Genomic DNA, 16066 nt, shown 5'->3' with positions numbered 1-16066 from the left:
CGCCAATGAGCGAAATCAGCAGTCCGCGGCCTATTGCGCCAACGCCCCCCAGCAGCCGCCCCAGCGCTGTCGCGGCGGACCTGGCAGTGAAACTGTTACAGCCCATGCAAGGCTTGCTGGCCAGTGGCGAAACCGCCAAGGCCGAAGTCATCGCACTCAAGGAAGTGGCGCAGAGTTTTCAGGTGCTGCTCAAGCTGACCCTGAATAATGGAAATCAGGCGACCCTTGAGGCCAACAGCCCGCGCCCGTTGGCTCAGGGCACATCCCTGGCCGTAACCGCCCTGTCGGAAACCCGGCTGGCCCTGTCCCTGCTGATGGGAGGGGACAAACCTCTAACCAGCCTGGACCTCGACCAATTGCCCATCGGCACCCTGCTGCAGGGCAAGGTAGTGGCCCGCGAACAATTGCTGCAGGGCCGCTCGCAACAGGTGATCTACAAGGTGCTGGTCAGCTTGCTCAATACGCCACTGGCCGGCAGCAAGCTGTCTCTGGAAACCCCGCTGGCACTGCCTTTAGGTAGCCTGCTCAGCGCTCAGGTACAGGGCAGCCAGGCGCTGAATTTCCTGCCCCTGAGTGGCCGCCTTGACCAACTTGCCCTGAGCCAGCAACTGGGCAACCAAAGCAACCGCCAGGGCTCATTGGAAGGGCTGTTCAGCGCCCTGCAGGGTATCCGTGGCAATGCCGACATGAGCGAAGGCCTACGCACCAGCATCGACAAACTCTTCGGCATCATGCCCGACGCCGCGCAGTTGAGCAGCGCCAAAGGCCTGGCTGCCGCCCTTGAAAACAGTGGCATCCTGCTGGAAAGCAAATTACTTGGCGGTCAGGGCCAGGCACTGCCGAACGACCTGAAAGCCAACCTGCTGCGCCTGATCACTCAATTACTGCCGAATCTATCCACCGGCACACCACTGGCCGCAGCCACCGCAGGGACATCGCTGGCTCAGGCGATGCCCGCCCTTGCACGCGACCTGCTCGGCAACCTGGGCAAAGCCACGAATCGCCAGCAAGCGCTGAATTTCCCCCTGCCCTCACGCCTGCTACAGGCCATGGAAGGTGAGGCCGACCTGGAAACCATGCTAAAGCTCGCCGCGGCTGCCCTCTCTCGCCTGCAGACCCACCAACTTTCCAGCCTTGCGCAGAGCCAGGTCGGTCCGGATGGCAACCTGCTGACCACCTGGCAACTGGAACTGCCGATGCGCAATCAGCAAGAATTGGTTCCACTGCAGGTAAAAATCCAGCGCGATGAAAGCAACCCACAAGGCAAACCCGATAAAAAGGAAACCCTGTGGAAAGTCGAACTGGCCTTTGATCTGGATCCACTAGGTCCCTTGCAGGTGCAGGCGCAATTGGCCCATGGCCGCCTTTCTAGTCAGTTGTGGGCTGAGCGCAGCAGCACCGTCAACCTGATCGATGCGGAGCTGGATAACCTGCGTCAACGCCTGAATGCCGCAGGCGTGCAGGTTGGCGAGCTGGCCTGCAACCAAGGCACGCCGCCACGCGGGCCGCGCACGACGCTGGAACAGCGCTGGGTGGATGAAACCGCATGAAGAAGACCGCACCCCGCCAAGCCATCGCCCTCACCTACGACGGCCAGAAAGCGCCCGTACTCAGTGCCAAAGGCGATGACGAACTGGCCGAAGCCATTCTGGCGATTGCCCGCGAGTACGAAGTACCGATCTATGAAAATGCTGAGCTGGTGCGATTATTGGCGCGACTGGAACTGGGTGATGCAATTCCCGAGCAGCTGTATCGCTGTATCGCGGAAATCATCGCCTTTGCTTGGTATTTGAAAGGTAAGGCACCGGCCGGTAGCGGGCGGGATACCGACATCACACCACCGCTGCGTTTATTGGCAGGACCGCCAGAGTGAGGGAGCCTCAGGAGCGCTGCAGTTTGGCCTGCTGCATCTTGCTGACCAACTCAGCCTCGGCCTTACTCAGACCGCATGACTGGGTCAGATCATCCACGCTGGCACCCATACCCGCCAAACGTGCAGCCTGAGTAAATGACAGGCTGCTAGGATCACGCTGCTCAATCTGATTAAGTTTGTCCGGCAAAGGTGCAACAACCCTGCGCAATTCGTGCAACTCCTCACCCATCTGCACGCTACCAGTCAGGTAGGCATCCAGTCGCCGGCTAAGTTCTTTGAGCCGGCGATCACGCACTGCGTCACGCTCACCTTGCAACTTGATAAAGTCACGCAACTGCCTGACAAGCCAGATACTGACGCATACCAGCCCCAGGCACACCAGGGCTAATGCGACCAGCAGCGCTTCGAGCATGACTTAGATGCTCTCCAGATCGGACCACTCTTCTTCGCTCATCATCTTGTCCAGCTCAACCAGAATCAGCAGCTCGCCGTTCTTGTTGCACACGCCCTGGATAAACTTGGCAGATTCGTCATTGCCCACGTTCGGAGCAGTTTCCACTTCAGACTGACGCAGATAAACCACTTCTGCCACGCTATCGACCAAGATACCGACCACTTGCTTGTCGGCCTCGATAATCACGATACGGGTGTTATCGGTCACCTCGGTGGAGTCCAACCCGAAACGCTGACGTGTATCGATGACTGTGACCACATTGCCGCGCAGGTTGATGATGCCCAGCACATAGCTTGGCGCACCCGGCACAGGGGCAATTTCGGTGTAGCGCAGGACTTCCTGAACCTGCATCACATTGATGCCATAGGTTTCGTTATCCAGGCGGAACGTTACCCACTGCAGAATCGGATCATCAGAACCTTGTGCAGAACTTTTCTTCATGTCCCTAGCCTCGTCATGAACCGCTCGCGGCGGCGATCGCGGGTGTATACCCCGCTATGATTACTATAGATGCAAAGCTGCGCACCTCGCACAGCCCCGCGTTATTCAATGCACCTGCTTGGCCGCCATGCGCTTGGCAGCACCACTGGCAATCAACTCGGCCAGGGATGCGACATCCAACAAGGCACACATGTGTTCAATCACCGTACCCGCGAGCCACGGACGCTGCGTACGCTGGCTGCGCCATTTAACCTCGTCGGGATCCAGCCGAATCGAGCGACTGACCTGATGCACCGCCAGCCCCCACTCATAACCTTCAACGGAAATTACATACTGCAACCCTTCGCGAAAATCATCGCGATAACGGTCAGGCATCACCCAGCGCGCTGTATCCAACACTTTCAGGTTACCGGCCTGGCTCGGCAGTATGCCGAGAAACCAGTCAGGCTGACCAAATAATGGTGTCAGCTCCTGCCCCTCCAGGGGATAAATCGAACCCAGGCACACCAGCGGAACGGCTAAGGTCAGCCCAGCCACATCAAATAACAGGCATTCGAAAGACCCTTGCGCCCATTCAGGCCGCCCCTGCGGCACCGCCTCAGGTACCACCAACATCTGCGGCTCTGACTGCACCGACTCAGCCACTACAACAGTTTCTACAACCTCTGGCAGCGACTCGACGTGAACATCAACGTGCGCAGTGGGCATCTCGAAAGTGGGCAGCACCAATGGACGCGGCGCCAACTCAGCCAGAGGCTTGACCTTAGCCACGCTCACCTGCGGCATGCTGCGCGCATCGCGCACCTGCTCTTCCAGCACCGCGGCCTCGAATTCATCCAGCGTGATGCTATCGACAAACTCGACCGCAGCCTCCTGCAACAAGCCATCCAAATAGGACTGCAAGACCTGTTGCGAACGTGTAGCGGTGGCTAAAGGACGACTCATCAAGACAACTCGCAATAACAGTCTGTACAGACTATCGGCCGCGCTAGCGACAGACTTGAGCCCATATCTTCAGCATAGTCGTTCATCTCAAGCGACCTGAGCAGCAATCTGCTGAGAAAGCAGGTGTTTGAGTAAGGCGCGATAAGCCAGTACACCGCGGCTGTTGCTATCAAACGTTGACGGGGTCAGCCCTGCCCGACTGGCATCACGTAAACGCGTATCAACCGGAATATAGGCCGGCCACAGGTGATCAGGGTAACTGTTGCGCAACACACGCAGCGTGCCCATCGACGCTTGGGTACGACGGTCGAACAGGGTCGGTACGATGGTGTACGGCAACGCCTGCTGACGCGAACGGTTGATCATCGCCAAGGTATTGACCATCCGCTCCAAGCCTTTTACAGCCAGAAATTCAGTCTGCACAGGAATTACCAGCTGCTGACTTGCCGCCAGTGCATTGACCATCAGTACCCCAAGCAAGGGCGGACTGTCGATCACCGCATGATCAAAATCCTGCCAAAGCTGCGCAAGGCTCTTGGCTATCACCAAGCCCAAGCCACTCTGCCCGGGTGACTGGCGCTCCAGGGTGGCCAGTGCAGTGCTGGACGGCAGCAGGGAGATACGCTCATCACTGGTAGGCAGGAGCAGCTGCTGGGGCAAACCGCGCGGCACAGCGCCTTTATGTTGGAACAAATCGAAGCTGCTGTGTTCCAGGCTGTCCGGGTCATGCCCGAAGTAGCTGGTCATCGACCCATGGGGATCGAGATCGACGATCACCACACGCTTGCCGGCATCTGCCAACAGGCCTGCAAGAGCGATTGATGTGGTGGTCTTACCGACTCCACCTTTTTGATTGGCTACTGCCCAGACTCTCATCGTTATCATCCTCCCGGTTCAGCTGCAGCCTGACCGAGAACGGGGCCACCCTATGGGACCGGCGACGGGGGATTGACGGCACCCGCTTGCGGGACCGGCGCTGCTGGGGCTTTTGCAGGTTGCGTGCCAGCACGTTGCAACGCCGCATCAGGCTTAGCATTGGCACTGCCCACACCGCTAACGCTGCGACGTACGTCTAGATTACGCGAGATCACTAACACGACGCGACGATTGCGCCCGCGCCCTTCAGCGGTGGTGTTATCCGCGACGGGCTGGAACTCACCATAACCGACCGCTGCCAGGCGACTGGGGTTGACCCCATCCATCGTCAGCATACGCACGATACTCGCAGCCCTTGCGGTAGACAGCTCCCAGTTGGTAGGGAACTGAGCCGTCTGAATAGGCAGATTATCGGTAAAGCCTTCCACGTGTATTGGATTCTCGTACGGCGCCAGAATTTTGGCTACCTTTTCGATAATATCGAACGCTGCATTGTTAGGAATGGCATCGCCGCTGGTGAACAACAGGCTAGAGCTGAGCTCAATCTCGATCCACAGCTCATTTCCACTGACCTTCAGCTGATCCGACTGAATCAAGTCGCCGAAAGCCTCGCGCACACTGTTGGCAATATTCTGCAGATCATCAGCCGAAGACTGAGCGCTTTCCTCATCAACCAAGGAACGGTCCGGCTCCGTGGTCCGCGGACGCTCATCACCAACCGGAATCGGTTTGATAGCGCGATCAGGTTGATTGAACACCCCTGTCAGGCTGTCAGAAAGAATTTTGTACTTGCCTTCATTGAGCGAGGAAATCGAGTACATGACCACAAAAAAGGCGAACAGCAGAGTAATGAAGTCGGCGTAAGAGACTAGCCACCGCTCATGATTTTCATGCTCTTCTTGATGACGCCGGCGGGCCATAAGGTGTCCCCATCAATCCATGAAGCCTTGCAGCTTCAGTTCGATGGAGCGCGGGTTTTCACCCTCCGCAATCGACAGGATGCCTTCAAGCAGCATCTCGCGATAACGGGATTGGCGCTGAGCGATAGCTTTGAGCTTGTTACCAATCGGCAATAACAACAGGTTGGCAAAACCAACACCGTAGATGGTTGCCACAAACGCCACGGCAATTCCGCTGCCAAGCATGCTTGGATCGGCCAGGTTACCCATCACATGGATCAAACCCATCACCGCACCAATAATGCCGATGGTCGGCGCATAACCGCCCATGCTTTCAAACACTTTGGCTGCCTGAATATCACGGCCTTCCTGGGTGTACAGATCGACCTCGAGAATACTGCGAATAGCCTCAGGCTCGGCGCCATCGACCAACAGCTGCAAGCCTTTGCGCGCATAGGGATCGGGTTCGGCATCTGCCACGGCCTCAAGACCGAGCAAACCCTCCTTGCGCGCAGTCATGCTCCAACCAACCACCCGATTAATACCACCGGCCAAGTCCACGCGCGGCGGAAAGAATATCCAACTAATAATGGCCAGCGCCCGTTTGAACACATGCACGGGTGCCTGCAAAAAAGCCGCACCCAAGGTACCGCCAATCACAATCAATGCAGCCGGCCCATTGAGCAGGGCCGCAGCATGGCCCCCTTCGAGATAGTTGCCGCCAAGAATGGCGACAAACGCCAGGATGACCCCAATAAGGCTCAGTACATCCATTAAATACAGGTCTCCGCCAGGTGCCTGCCGATATCATCCAGCGGGTAAATCGCATCAGCCAGGTTGGCTTTCACAATAGCCATCGGCATGCCGTAGATCACACAGCTGGCTTCGTCTTGCGCCCACACTTGGCTTCCACTCTGCTTGAGCAGGCGAGCGCCCTCACGGCCGTCCGCCCCCATACCTGTGAGCACCACTGCCAGCACCTTGTCACCATAAGACTTGGCGACCGAGCCAAAAGTGATATCGACACAGGGTTTGTAATTCAGGCGCTCATCGCCAGGCAGGATTTTCACCACGCCCCGCGCATCCACCATCATCTGCTTGCCACCCGGTGCGAGCAGTGCCAGACCGGGACGCAAGACATCACCGTCCTCAGCTTCCTTGACACTGATGCGGCAGAGCTTGTCGAGACGTTCGGCAAAGGCTTTGGTAAAGGCAGCCGGCATATGCTGGATCAGCACGATTGGCGCTGGAAAATTCACCTGCAATTGAGTCAGTACCCGCTGAAGCGCAACCGGCCCACCGGTGGAAGTACCGATCGCAACAAGCTTGTAGGATTTACGTTTTGGCGCCGCACTGGCAACAACGGGGGCAGGCGCCACAGCTGGACGGCTTGGCGTGCTGGCAGAGGTTACTGGACGCGCCGCAGGCTTGGCTGCTGCAGCGGGTATAGCTGCGGGAGTAGAGACAGGCGATGGGCTGAAACTGCGACGATTACTGCGGGCAATCGTATGAATTTTCTCGCAAAGCAGTTGCTTAACTCGCTCTGGATTGCGCGAAATGTCCTCAAAATTCTTCGGCAGAAAATCCACCGCACCGGCTTCCAGCGCATCCAACGTCACTCGCGCACCTTCATGGGTTAGCGAGGAGAACATCAGTACGGGTGTCGGGCAGCGCTGCATGATGTTACGTACAGCGGTGATGCCATCCATCATCGGCATCTCGTAATCCATGGTAATCACATCGGGCTTGAGCGCCTGCGCCTGCTCGATGGCTTCACGGCCGTTAGTGGCGGTGCCGATTACCTGGATATTCGGGTCGGCTGAAAGAATTTCCGACACGCGCCGGCGGAAAAAACCGGAGTCATCAACCACCAACACCTTAACAGCCATAAACACTCCTAAACGGCGCCACAGATAGCTGCGCCGCTAACAATCAGATGCGCCGCGCGTAACGCTTGAGCATGCTCGGCACGTCAAGAATCAGGGCAATACGACCATCACCGGTAATGGTTGCACCCGACATGCCTGGCGTACCCTGCAGCATTTTGCCCAGCGGTTTGATGACCACTTCTTCCTGTCCGACCAGTTGATCGACCACGAAGCCAATACGCTGACTGCCAACAGTGAGAATCACCACATGCCCCTCACCCTGCTCCACGTGTGCTGCACTGCCGATCAACCAGCGCTTTAGATAGAACAGCGGCAACGCCTTGTCGCGCACGATCACCACTTCCTGGCCGTCAACCACATTGGTTCGCGACAGATCGAGGTGGAAAATCTCGTTCACGTTGACCAGCGGGAAAGCAAACGCCTGATTGGCCAACATCACCATCAGTGTCGGCATGATCGCCAGCGTCAGCGGCACCTTGATAACGATTTTTGAGCCCTGTCCCTTGACCGAAAACACATTGACCGTGCCGTTGAGCTGGGAAATCTTAGTTTTCACCACATCCATGCCAACGCCGCGCCCAGACACATCGGAAATCTCAGTCTTGGTCGAGAAGCCCGGGGCAAAGATCAGGTTGTAGCATTCGAACTCATTGAGACGGTCGGCCGCGTCTTTATCCAGCAAGCCTTTTTCCACGGCTTTGGCACGCAGTACATCCGCGTCCATGCCCTTGCCATCGTCAGAGATCGACAAGAGGATGTGATCACCTTCCTGCTCGGCGGACAATATCACCTTACCGCCACGCGCCTTACCTGAGGCTTCACGCTCTTCCGGGGTTTCAATGCCATGGTCAACCGCGTTACGCACCAAGTGGACCAGCGGATCAGCCAAGGCTTCAACCAGGTTCTTGTCGAGGTCAGTTTCTTCACCGACCAACTCCAAGTTGATCTCTTTCTTAAGGTTTCGCGCCAAATCGCGAACCAGCCGAGGGAAGCGCCCGAACACCTTCTTGATGGGCTGCATGCGGGTTTTCATGACCGCTGTCTGCAAGTCAGCCGTCACCACATCCAGGTTCGACACCGCTTTAGACATAGCCTCATCGCCACTGCTTGATCCGAGTCGCACCAAGCGATTTCGCACCAGCACCAGCTCGCCAACCATGTTCATGATTTCGTCGAGCCGTGCGGTATCGACCCGCACAGTGGTTTCCGCTTCACTGGGCGGCGCAGCCTTCTCAGCAACAGGCGCAGCGACCGGAGCTGCAGGAGCTTTTGCAGGTTCAACCTTAGCGGCAGGTTTTGCCGCAGGTTTGGCGGCTGCTTTGGCAGGCTCTGCAGGCTTGGCAGTCGACGCAGGCGTTACAGGTTTGATCGCTTCAGGCTCAACAAACTTGCCTTTGCCATGCAGCTGATCAAGCAGTGCTTCAAACTCATCATCCGTGATGTCGCCACTCGGCGCAGCAGCGGACTCAGCCACCGCTTCAGGTGCGGCAGGCGCCGATACAGGAGGAGGCGCAAACTGACCTTTACCGTGCAACTGATCGAGCAACGATTCAAATTCATCGTCGGTGATTTCATCACCGCCCGTGGCCGTTGCAGCAGATGCCGCCACAGCAGGCACAGCGCGAGCTACAGCTACATCAGGTGCTACAAATTGGCCTTTGCCATGCAGCTGATCAAGCAACGACTCAAACTCATCATCAGTGATTTCATCACTGCTTGCAGCCGCAGCCATTGGCGCCGGTGAGTCCCCCAAGGCGCCTAATAACTGCTCGAATTCAGTGTCAGTGATATCGCCAGCGGCCTCTTCAACCTCGACTGCAACCTCAGGTTCAGATTCCAGCTCAGGCTCAGCGTGTGCTTCAACGGGTGCGGCATCATCAGCACCCGCCGGTTCAGCCAAACGCGCCAAGGCGGCAAGCAGCTCAGGCGTAGCCGGAGTGAGATCGGTACGTTCACGGACCTCGGTAAACATGCTGTTGACAGCATCCAGTGCTTCCAGCACCACATCCATCAACGCGGAGTCGACGCGCCGCTCACCCTTACGCAGGATGTCAAAGACGTTTTCTGCGATATGGCAGCATTCCACCAGCTCATTGAGCTGGAGAAAGCCAGCACCACCTTTGACGGTGTGAAACCCGCGAAAAATGGCGTTGAGTAGATTCATGTCGTCCGGGCGACTTTCCAGCTCTACAAGCTGCTCAGACAGTAGTTCAAGAATCTCGCCGGCCTCTACCAGGAAGTCCTGGAGGATTTCTTCATCGGCGCCGAAGCTCATAAGACGTGCTCCTAAAATCCCAGGCTGGAAAGCAGGTCGTCGACATCATCCTGATTGGATGCGACGTCTTCACGCTTATCGGCATGAATCTGCGGACCTTCACCACGCGAAGGCTCTTTTTGTTTTTCTTGTTCGGCGCGGAGCAACTCATGGTTGTGCTCAATGCCGGCAAACTGATCAACCTGACTGGCCATCAGCACCAGTTTCAGCAAGTTGCTTTCCACTTCGGTAACCAGCTGCGTTACACGCTTGATCACCTGGCCGGTCAGATCCTGATAATCCTGGGCCAATAGGATGTCATTGAGGTGTGCAGAAATCTTGGCACCGTCGCGTTCGCTTCGCGCGAGAAAAAGCTCCACACGCTTAGCTAACTCGCGAAAGCCATCTGCACTCATTTCGCGGCGCATGAAGCGCCCCCAATCACCGCTGAGGCTTTGCGCTTCATCGCTGAGGTCATTTACCAGCGGGGCACTTTGCTCGACCAGATCCATGGTGCGATTGGCCGCTTTTTCGGTCATCGTCACCACATAATTCAGGCGCTCAGTGGCATCGGTAATTTGCGAAACCTCAGTGGCATGTGGCACACGGGGGTCGAGCTGGAAATTGACGATGGCGTTATGCAGCTCACGAGTCAGCTTACCGACTTCATGGTAAAGACCATGGTCACGTGCCTTATTGAGCTCATGTATCAGCTGTACCGCTTCACCAAAGTTGCCTTGTTCCAGGCTATCTACCAGTTGGCGAGCGTTGTATTTCAGGGTCGACTCAAGGTCACCTTGAACGGAATCTTTATGCTCCATAGCACCCTCGTGGCAAACATCAGCCGTTGACCCGCTCGAAGATCTTTTCAATCTTCTCTTTCAGCACTTGAGCTGTGAACGGCTTGACCACATAACCGTTAACCCCCGCCTGGGCTGCTTCGATGATCTGATCACGCTTGGCTTCTGCCGTGACCATCAGTACCGGCAAGGTTTTCAAGCGATCATCCGCACGCACTGCGCGCAACAGATCGATACCCGTCATGCCAGGCATGTTCCAGTCAGTCACGAGGAAATCGAAGCTACCGCTTTGCAGCATGGGCAGCGCGGTGACGCCATCATCCGCTTCCGCGGTATTGGTGAACCCCAAGTCACGCAGAAGGTTCTTGATGATCCGTCGCATCGTTGAAAAGTCATCAACGATGAGGATTTTCATGTTCTTGTCCAAGTCGACCTCCGTACAGTCCCAAACGCAGGCAGCAACCTGCATGCGCTTTTAATCGTGAAACCGGCCCAGCATCAGCGAATTCAACTCAATGTGCGCGCCACTCACCCAGTCGAGCACGTAAACGTGCGGCACACTGACTGTGTAGTTGGCTTACACGTGATTCGCTAACCCCTAACACCTCGCCGATCTCTTTAAGATTCAGTTCTTCATCGTAATATAGCGCTAACACCAAGCGCTCGCGCTCCGGCAGGTTGGCAATGGCATCTGCCAGGGCCGCCTGAAAGCGTTCATCTTCCAGATCACGAGAAGGTTCGAGGTGGTTGCTGCCAGCGTCTTCACCCAGCCCACCGTGTTCGCCGTCCTGCAACAGGTCGTCGAAACTGAACAGGCGGCTGCCTAAAGTGTCGCCAAGAATGCCGTAGTAATCCTCGAGACTCAATTGGAGTTCGGCCGCAACCTCTTGATCTTTAGCGTCTCGGCCCGTTCTGGCTTCAATTTTTCTAATTGCATCACTGACCATGCGGCTATTGCGATGCACCGAACGTGGCGCCCAGTCGCCTTTGCGCACTTCATCGAGCATCGAACCGCGAATGCGAATACCCGCAAACGTCTCGAAACTGGCGCCTTTACTGGAGTCGTATTTTTTTGACGCTTCGAGCAGGCCGATCATTCCGGCCTGAATCAGATCGTCGACCTGTACATTGGCCGGCAGGCGGGCCAACAGGTGATAGGCAATGCGTTTGACCAGGGGCGCGTAGCGCTCGATCAACTGGTGCTGGGAATCCTGCGCCTGCGCCTTGCTATACATACGAAGTCCAGAGGCTGCTGTCATATAGCCGTGTCCGCGATCGGTTGCTGCACCAGACGCTCAACGAAAAACTCCAAATGGCCACGCGGATTGGCCGGTAACGGCCAGGCGTCAACTTTCTGGGCTATCGCCTTGAACGCCAGCGCACACTTCGAACGCGGAAAGGCTTCGTAGACCGCACGCTGCTTCTGCACGGCCTTGCGCACTGACTCGTCGTATGGCACCGCGCCTACATACTGCAGGGCAACATCAAGGAAACGATCAGTCACTTTAGTCAGCTTAGCAAAGAGGTTGCGACCTTCCTGCGGGCTGTGGGCCATATTGGCCAATACCCGGAAACGATTCATGCCGTGATCGCGATTAAGCAGTTTTATCAGCGCGTAGGCATCGGTAATCGAGGTCGGCTCATCACACACTACCACCAGCACTTCCTGGGCCGCGCGCACGAAGCTCACGACACCGTCACCGATACCCGCGGCAGTGTCGATGATCAACACGTCGAGGTTGTCACTGATATCGCTAAACGCCTGGATCAGCCCCGCATGTTGCATGGGTGACAGCTGCACCATGCTCTGAATACCCGAGGCTGCCGGCACGATACGAATGCCGCCAGGGCCCTGCAGCAACACATCGCGCAGCTCGCACTCGCCACTGATGACGTCTTCCAGGGTGCGTTTGGCGCTGAGGCCCAACAAAACGTCGACGTTAGCCAAGCCAAGGTCGGCGTCCATCAGCATCACCCGACGGCCGAGATCAGCCAGGGCCAACGCCAGGTTCACCGAGACGTTGGTCTTACCGACGCCACCTTTGCCGCCGGTCACCGCAATCACCTGTACGGGATGCATACCCATATTTCTACACACCTTGTCTAACTTCGACTGGAGCCACTTGGCTGGCTAAGCGCGGTTCATTGCCAACAGCAGGACGCTTAACTGACGCGTCGTGCGGGTTGCTGGTAAAGCCCGGCAAACATCTCCGCCATCGTATCTTCGCTTGGATCCTGGGTTGCCTGCAGCCCTACGGCCCGGCTAACCAATTGATGACTGCGTGGAATCTGCAGATCATCGGGAATGCGTGGCCCATCAGCGAGATAGGCTACCGGTAGACGCTGGCTAATAGCCAGTCCTAAAACCTCACCCAGGCTGGTGGCCTCATCCGCTTTTGTCAGAATGCAGCCAGACAAGCCGCAACGCTTATAACTATGGTAGGCGGCTTTCAGCACTTGGCCCTGGCTGGTAGCGGCCATGACCAGATAATTTTTTGCGTTGACACCACGGCTTGCCAGCGTTTCCAGCTGCATGCGCAGGGCTGGGTCATTGGCGGGCAGGCCGGCAGTGTCAATCAGCACCACCCGCTTGCGCGCCAGCGGAGCCAAGGCTTGAGTCAACGATTGACCAGGGTCAACCAGCGTTACCGGGACATTGAGAATACGCCCCAAGGTCTTGAGCTGCTCCTGAGCACCAATGCGGTAGCTGTCCAGGCTGACCAGGGCAATATGCTGGGCGCCGTACTTGAGCACGTAACGCGCGGCCAGCTTGGCCAGAGTAGTGGTTTTGCCCATGCCAGCAGGGCCTACCAAGGCGATTACGCCGCCCTCTTCCATCGGTTCCTGCTTCGGCGTTTTGATTGCGTGAGCCAGGTGCGCCAGCACCATGCGCCAGGCCTGGCGAGGTTCAGTCACCGTATTCACACGTTCCAGTAGCGCTTTCGACAATTCGGCCGACAAGCCCATGCGCTGCAGGCGACGCCACAAATTGGCTTGCTGCGGGCGACGGTTCTGCAACTGCCCCCAGGCAATCGAGCCCAGCTGCACTTCAATCAGCTCACGCAGGCCATGCAGTTCGAAACGCATGGCATCCAGGGCGCGCTGATCGGTTGCCGCAGCTGGCGCTGCCTGCGATTTGCGCATCACAGCCGCCAAGCTGTCAGCAGGCAGGCTGTCAGCAGCGCCAAACAGCTGGCGGTCTTTGCCGGCATCGACCTGAGTACGGGTGGTCAGCTCGGCCTGGGCCGTGGCAATTTTCGCCTGAGTCTTGCGCAGCTCGGCTTCCAACGCAGGGTTGGGCTGACGCGCCGGTGCGGCTGGCACCTGATAATCCAGCGCGGCGGTCAATTCGACACCACCGGCTACCCGGCGATTGCCAATGATCGAGGCATCGGCACCCAGCTCATCACGCACCAATTTCATGGCGGTACGCATATCGGCGGCGAAAAAGCGTTTGACCTGCATGGCCTGTAACCTCGGTTAGTTCTGCCCCACCGTCGCAACGATGGTGACCTGCTTGTTATCCGGAATTTCCTGGTATGCCAGTACATGGATACTCGGAACCGCCAGCCGCGCGAATCGCGAGAGCATCGCCCGGACCGGACCGGCTACCAGCAGAATCACTGGCTTGCCGAGCATTTCCTGGCGCTGCGCCGCTTCCACCAGGGAACGCTGCAGCTTCTCAGCCATTCCAGGTTCCAGGAGGATGCCCTCCTCGGAGCCTTGACCGGCTTTCTGGATACTGTTGAGCAATATCTGTTCCAACCTGGGCTCCAGCGTGATCACAGGCAGCTCCAGCTCTAGTCCCACAATGCTTTGCACGATTGCGCGGGCCAACGCGACGCGTACCGCCGCCACCATCGCGGCGGGATCTTGACTCTTCACCGCGACGTTGGCGATGGCCTCGGCGATGGTGCGGATATCGCGTACCGGCACCTGTTCCTGCAGCAGGCTCTGCAGCACCTTGAGCAGGGTTGACAGGGAAATCATCCCTGGCACCAGCTCTTCAGCGAGCTTCGGCGAGCTCTTGGCCAAGAGCTGCATCAACTGTTGCACTTCCTCATGACCCAGCAGCTCGTGGGCATGTTTGTGCAGGACCTGGTTAAGGTGGGTCGCCACTACGGTACTGGCGTCCACCACGGTGTAGCCAAGCGACTGCGCCTGATCGCGCTGACTCGGGTCGATCCACACCGCCTCCAGACCGAATGCCGGATCCTTGGCGGCGATGCCATTGAGCGGACCGAACACCTGGCCGGGGTTGATCGCCAGCTCACGATCCGGGTACACCTCGGCCTCGGCTACGCTCACCCCCATTAGCGTCAGGCGATAGGCATTGGGCTGCAGGTCCAGGTTGTCGCGGATATGCACCGAGGGCATCAGAAAGCCCATTTCCTGTGAGAGTTTCTTACGCACGCCCTTGATCCGCGCCAGCAGCTGGCCACCCTGGTTACGGTCAACCAACGGAATCAGCCGATAACCCACTTCCAAGCCGACCATATCCACCGGTGTTACGTCGTCCCAGCCCAGCTCCTTGACCTCTTGAGCCTTCTGCGCCGGCAGCAATTCCTGTTGGCGCTGCACTTCCTTGATCTCGTTTTCCTTGGTTGTACGCTGTTTGTTGGCAATCCAGTACGCGGCACCCGCAGCCACCAGACCCAGGCTGATAAAAGAGAAATGCGGCATACCGGGCACCAAGCCCATGGCGATCATCACCGCAGCCGTCACCGCCAGCGCCCGCGGCGAGGCGAACATCTGCCGATTGACTTGAGCGCCCATGTCTTCCGAGCTGGAAACGCGGGTCACCATGATCGCCGCTGCAGTCGACAGCAGCAGCGATGGAATCTGCGCCACCAGACCGTCACCAATGGTCAGCAAGGTGTAGATACGGCCGGCGTCGGCAAAGCTCAAATCATGCTGGAGGATACCGATGGCGATGCCGCCAATCAGGTTGATAAACAGAATCAGCAGGCCGGCAATCGCATCGCCGCGCACAAACTTGCTGGCACCGTCCATGGAGCCGTAGAAGTCGGCTTCCTGGGACACTTCGCTGCGACGCTTCTTGGCCTCCGCCTGGTCGATCAACCCGGCATTCAGGTCCGCGTCGATGGCCATCTGCTTGCCCGGCATGGCGTCCAAGGTGAAACGCGCACTGACCTCGGAGATACGTCCGGCACCTTTGGTGACCACCACGAAGTTGATGATCATCAGGATCGCGAACACCACGATACCGACCACGTAGTTACCGCCGATCACCACCTCACCGAAAGCCTGGATCACCTTACCCGCAGCGTCGTGGCCATCCTGACCATGCAACAGCACCACCCGGGTGGAGGCGACGTTAAGCGCCAGACGCAGCAAGGTCGCCGCCAGCAAAATGGTCGGGAAAACGGCGAAATCCAGTGGGCGCAACGCATAGATCGCCACCAGCAGGACGACGATCGACAGGGCAATACTGAAGGTGAACAGCACATCCAGCAGGAAAGGCGGGATGGGCAACATGACCATGCCGAGCATGACCAGCAGCAACAGCGGGATGCCCAGATTGCCCTGCTTCAACCCCGAGAGGTTACTGCGCGCATCATTGAGCACTTGCGAGCGATTTATTGCCACATCCCTACCCCAGCCAATTCAATCT

General features: G+C 57.6%; 16 protein-coding genes. 2 read left to right on the top strand and 14 right to left on the bottom strand.

The features are described from left to right. Positions 1 to 5 precede the first annotated feature (5 nt). Entirely contained in the window at positions 6 to 1550 is a 1545-nt protein-coding gene (gene fliK / locus BLO50_RS10240) for a flagellar hook-length control protein FliK (protein ID WP_090252139.1), read from the top strand. Next, positions 1547 to 1873 carry an EscU/YscU/HrcU family type III secretion system export apparatus switch protein gene (locus tag BLO50_RS10235; RefSeq protein WP_090252137.1) on the top strand — a complete coding sequence of 109 codons (327 nt, stop codon included), beginning with the start codon at positions 1547 to 1549 and terminating at the stop codon, positions 1871 to 1873. The genes fliK and BLO50_RS10235 overlap by 4 nt, the downstream gene beginning before the upstream one ends. 7 nt (positions 1874 to 1880) lie before the next feature. On the opposite strand, the gene BLO50_RS10230 is transcribed toward BLO50_RS10235, so the two are convergent. The 14 genes from BLO50_RS10230 to flhA all read right to left on the bottom strand — a co-directional run bounded on the left by BLO50_RS10230 (position 1881) and on the right by flhA (position 16035). Beyond that, positions 1881 to 2285, bottom strand: coding sequence for a DUF2802 domain-containing protein (locus tag BLO50_RS10230; RefSeq protein WP_090252133.1), 405 nt, complete (start codon positions 2283 to 2285; stop codon positions 1881 to 1883). Between the two features lie 3 nt (positions 2286 to 2288). Further along, on the bottom strand, positions 2289 to 2768 hold the full coding sequence (locus BLO50_RS10225; RefSeq protein ID WP_090252131.1) for a chemotaxis protein CheW: 480 nt from the start codon (positions 2766 to 2768) through the stop codon (positions 2289 to 2291). A gap of 105 nt (positions 2769 to 2873) precedes the next feature. After that, positions 2874 to 3713, bottom strand: coding sequence for a CheW domain-containing protein (locus tag BLO50_RS10220; RefSeq protein WP_090252128.1), 840 nt, complete (start codon positions 3711 to 3713; stop codon positions 2874 to 2876). Between the two features lie 87 nt (positions 3714 to 3800). Next, positions 3801 to 4589 carry a ParA family protein gene (locus tag BLO50_RS10215; RefSeq protein ID WP_090252125.1) on the bottom strand — a complete coding sequence of 263 codons (789 nt, stop codon included), beginning with the start codon at positions 4587 to 4589 and terminating at the stop codon, positions 3801 to 3803. Positions 4590 to 4639: 50 nt separating this feature from the next. Continuing rightward, the gene (gene motD, locus BLO50_RS10210; protein WP_090252123.1) at positions 4640 to 5509 is read right to left on the bottom strand and encodes a flagellar motor protein MotD; all 870 of its coding nucleotides are present in this window, start codon (positions 5507 to 5509) and stop codon (positions 4640 to 4642) included. A 12-nt stretch (positions 5510 to 5521) separates the two neighbouring features. Next, positions 5522 to 6262 (bottom strand): flagellar motor protein, encoded by a 741-nt coding sequence (locus BLO50_RS10205; protein ID WP_090252121.1) that lies wholly within the window; start codon positions 6260 to 6262, stop codon positions 5522 to 5524. After that, positions 6262 to 7377 carry a protein-glutamate methylesterase/protein-glutamine glutaminase gene (locus tag BLO50_RS10200; RefSeq protein ID WP_090252118.1) on the bottom strand — a complete coding sequence of 372 codons (1116 nt, stop codon included), beginning with the start codon at positions 7375 to 7377 and terminating at the stop codon, positions 6262 to 6264. The genes BLO50_RS10205 and BLO50_RS10200 overlap by 1 nt, the downstream gene beginning before the upstream one ends. A gap of 43 nt (positions 7378 to 7420) precedes the next feature. Further along, the gene (locus BLO50_RS10195) at positions 7421 to 9652 is read right to left on the bottom strand and encodes a chemotaxis protein CheA (RefSeq protein WP_090252115.1); all 2232 of its coding nucleotides are present in this window, start codon (positions 9650 to 9652) and stop codon (positions 7421 to 7423) included. Positions 9653 to 9663: 11 nt separating this feature from the next. After that, entirely contained in the window at positions 9664 to 10452 is a 789-nt protein-coding gene (locus tag BLO50_RS10190) for a protein phosphatase CheZ (RefSeq protein WP_090252112.1), read from the bottom strand. A gap of 19 nt (positions 10453 to 10471) precedes the next feature. After that, positions 10472 to 10846, bottom strand: a complete 375-nt coding sequence (locus BLO50_RS10185; protein WP_090254048.1) for a chemotaxis response regulator CheY — start codon at positions 10844 to 10846, stop codon at positions 10472 to 10474. 97 nt (positions 10847 to 10943) lie between these two features. Continuing rightward, entirely contained in the window at positions 10944 to 11690 is a 747-nt protein-coding gene (fliA, locus tag BLO50_RS10180; RefSeq protein WP_167145311.1) for an RNA polymerase sigma factor FliA, read from the bottom strand. Continuing rightward, entirely contained in the window at positions 11687 to 12517 is an 831-nt protein-coding gene (gene fleN, locus BLO50_RS10175; protein ID WP_090252106.1) for a flagellar synthesis regulator FleN, read from the bottom strand. The genes fliA and fleN overlap by 4 nt, the downstream gene beginning before the upstream one ends. A 77-nt stretch (positions 12518 to 12594) precedes the next feature. Then, complete coding sequence (gene flhF / locus BLO50_RS10170) at positions 12595 to 13896, bottom strand: flagellar biosynthesis GTPase FlhF (RefSeq protein ID WP_090252103.1); 1302 nt, start codon at positions 13894 to 13896, stop codon at positions 12595 to 12597. A gap of 15 nt (positions 13897 to 13911) precedes the next feature. Then, positions 13912 to 16035, bottom strand: a complete 2124-nt coding sequence (flhA, locus tag BLO50_RS10165; RefSeq protein WP_090254047.1) for a flagellar biosynthesis protein FlhA — start codon at positions 16033 to 16035, stop codon at positions 13912 to 13914. Positions 16036 to 16066: the final 31 nt, after the last annotated feature.

It is taken from the genome of Pseudomonas peli (assembly GCF_900099645.1).
GTDB lineage: Bacteria > Pseudomonadota > Gammaproteobacteria > Pseudomonadales > Pseudomonadaceae > Aquipseudomonas > Aquipseudomonas peli.
The sequence above is the reverse complement of the archived record's forward strand: the minus strand, read 5'-3'. Positions and strand labels throughout refer to the sequence as shown.

Coding starts and splice junctions, on each gene's coding strand:
- fliA (WP_167145311.1), bottom strand. CDS start 11,690: ATGACAGCAGCCTCTGGACTTCGTATGTATAGCAAGGCGCAGGCGCAG.
- BLO50_RS10190 (WP_090252112.1), bottom strand. CDS start 10,452: ATGGAGCATAAAGATTCCGTTCAAGGTGACCTTGAGTCGACCCTGAAA.
- BLO50_RS10225 (WP_090252131.1), bottom strand. CDS start 2,768: ATGAAGAAAAGTTCTGCACAAGGTTCTGATGATCCGATTCTGCAGTGG.
- BLO50_RS10185 (WP_090254048.1), bottom strand. CDS start 10,846: ATGAAAATCCTCATCGTTGATGACTTTTCAACGATGCGACGGATCATC.
- flhF (WP_090252103.1), bottom strand. CDS start 13,896: ATGCAGGTCAAACGCTTTTTCGCCGCCGATATGCGTACCGCCATGAAA.
- BLO50_RS10220 (WP_090252128.1), bottom strand. CDS start 3,713: ATGAGTCGTCCTTTAGCCACCGCTACACGTTCGCAACAGGTCTTGCAG.
- BLO50_RS10235 (WP_090252137.1), top strand. CDS start 1,547: ATGAAGAAGACCGCACCCCGCCAAGCCATCGCCCTCACCTACGACGGC.
- BLO50_RS10195 (WP_090252115.1), bottom strand. CDS start 9,652: ATGAGCTTCGGCGCCGATGAAGAAATCCTCCAGGACTTCCTGGTAGAG.
- BLO50_RS10205 (WP_090252121.1), bottom strand. CDS start 6,262: ATGGATGTACTGAGCCTTATTGGGGTCATCCTGGCGTTTGTCGCCATT.
- fleN (WP_090252106.1), bottom strand. CDS start 12,517: ATGGGTATGCATCCCGTACAGGTGATTGCGGTGACCGGCGGCAAAGGT.
- BLO50_RS10230 (WP_090252133.1), bottom strand. CDS start 2,285: ATGCTCGAAGCGCTGCTGGTCGCATTAGCCCTGGTGTGCCTGGGGCTG.
- BLO50_RS10200 (WP_090252118.1), bottom strand. CDS start 7,377: ATGGCTGTTAAGGTGTTGGTGGTTGATGACTCCGGTTTTTTCCGCCGG.
- BLO50_RS10215 (WP_090252125.1), bottom strand. CDS start 4,589: ATGAGAGTCTGGGCAGTAGCCAATCAAAAAGGTGGAGTCGGTAAGACC.
- motD (WP_090252123.1), bottom strand. CDS start 5,509: ATGGCCCGCCGGCGTCATCAAGAAGAGCATGAAAATCATGAGCGGTGG.
- fliK (WP_090252139.1), top strand. CDS start 6: ATGAGCGAAATCAGCAGTCCGCGGCCTATTGCGCCAACGCCCCCCAGC.